2 protein-coding genes are annotated in these 1,821 nt (G+C 40.1%); both read right to left on the minus strand.

Going from position 1 to position 1,821, the window contains the following annotated elements; translation table 11 throughout:
• Positions 1-178: 178 nt before the first annotated feature.
• A complete protein-coding gene (locus tag RV13_RS21195) occupies positions 179-1,141 on the minus strand; it encodes an IS3 family transposase (RefSeq protein WP_245001366.1) in 963 nt (320 codons plus the stop codon).
• Positions 1,078-1,761: a helix-turn-helix domain-containing protein gene (locus RV13_RS21200; RefSeq protein WP_010745472.1), complete on the minus strand. Its 684-nt coding sequence runs from the start codon at positions 1,759-1,761 to the stop codon at positions 1,078-1,080. The genes RV13_RS21195 and RV13_RS21200 overlap by 64 nt, the downstream gene beginning before the upstream one ends.
• Between the last annotated feature and the right edge of the window lie 60 nt (positions 1,762-1,821).

The following is a 1,821-nucleotide window of genomic DNA, read 5'->3' on the forward strand; positions in this document are numbered from 1 at the left end:
AATGGTGGGCTACCCGTCAATAGGACAATGAAATAATGAATGATTTTTAGAACTACTCTTCGCTTCTTGAAGAGTAGTTTTTAACTTTTCTAAGAAACAACTACCGCGCTGCCGCTTGGTTGGTCATGCGTTTCAAACACAAAACAAAGGACGTTTTATGTTTGAAACGCACGAATGATTAGGCTGCTTCGTAATACAGATTGTGATACTCCATCGGTGTCAACACATGTAATTTTCGTTGATAGCGCCCATTGTTGTAATAGTCCATATAATTCGCAATCATCGTGACTAGTTCTGTACGACTCGTAAATTTCTTGCCGTAATATTTTTCTCGTTTGATCATTCCCCAAAACCCTTCCATCGGACCATTATCGATACATTTTCCAACACGAGACATGCTTTGCGTCATTTCAGCTTCAATGATTCTGTTATAAAAATTCTGATGCGTATATTGGAATCCACGATCGCTATGAAAGAGCGGGTGAGCATCAGGTTCTGTTTCGATTGCTTGATCGAAGGTATCAAAGGCAATATTCAGGTCATTGGTATCACTAATGACGTAAGAAACAATCCGACGATCATAGAGGTCTAAAATCGCGCTTAAATAAACCTTGTGGATTTCTGGTCCCTCATAATATTTGAATTCCGTTACATCTGTTAGCCATTTTTGATTCGGCGCTTCGGCAGTAAACTTACGATCTAAAATGTTTTCGGCGGTGTGGTAGGGATGATTCGCTCCTTTTGTAATACTGTTGGCAGAGTGTTTGATGGTCGACTGAATCCCTTCATGTCGGCAGATACGCAACACGCGTTTGTCATTGACATGAATATCGTGTTCTCGAAGCAAGTCATTATTAATCCCACGATACCCTTTTTCAGGATGTTCATTATGAATGATCCGTATAACTTTCGCCAATTCCATGTTTTCTAGCGTCCGTTCACTATAGGGATGTTCGATCCACCGCAAATAAGCCGAACGAGTGACACTCATGATTTTACACATAGGTAAGATGGCATAGGCTTTTTCTTCGTGAAGTTCTTTGATTGCTTCGTAAGCAACTACTTTTCTGACTTGTCCTAGCGATCCCTTCTTTCTAATTCCTTTACTTTTTTTAACAGGTCGATCTCCATCTGTTGGTATTTTACTTGTTCTTCGAGTTGAGCGATTCTGATTTGCGCGTCTTCCTCTGGGGTGCGACTTTCTTGTTTGGCTTTTCGTTGTCCACGACGATCTTCTAAACCGGCCTTGCCTTTTTTTTCGTAACGCTTTACCCAATTGTAGAGATTGGCATATTTCACTTGGTATTTGACTGCGGTCCCGCTGTAATCATAGTCATTTGCGATACAATACAGGACCATTTCTACACGTTCTTCCAAACTGAATTTTTTTGTTTGTCTCACGTTGCTTCCACCACTTTCTGATTTGAAGTCTCCATGAGTATTATATCTCTTAATCCAGTCTCGAAGTTGAGTTGTACTTCTTAATTCGTATCTTTTAGCTACTCTCAATAGGCTGTCTGAGCCATTCAGATAATCAAGAACGGCTTCAAGTTTTAGTTCCTTTGAATATCCCTTATTCTTTCTTGTGGCAATCAACCCAGCAGGACCTTCGTTTTCATAAATTGCGCACCATCGTTTCAACGTAGTGGAACTAATTCCAGCTTCTTTAGCGGTTCGAGCTGATCCTCGTTCTCCATTCAAATACTGCTTAACAAACTGTACTCGTTTTTCCACAGTAAGTTTCATCTGTCTTTTTCCCATAATAAATACCCCTAACTAGGACTTAATTATTTCTTTGTCCTAGTTAGGGGTAGCATATCA

The organism is Enterococcus raffinosus (genome assembly GCF_001886185.1).
Lineage (GTDB): Bacteria > Bacillota > Bacilli > Lactobacillales > Enterococcaceae > Enterococcus_A > Enterococcus_A raffinosus.

Bases quoted from the DNA above. Each gene is read 5' to 3' on its own strand.
- RV13_RS21200 (WP_010745472.1), bottom strand. From the start codon at position 1,761: ATGGGAAAAAGACAGATGAAACTTACTGTGGAAAAACGAGTACAGTTT.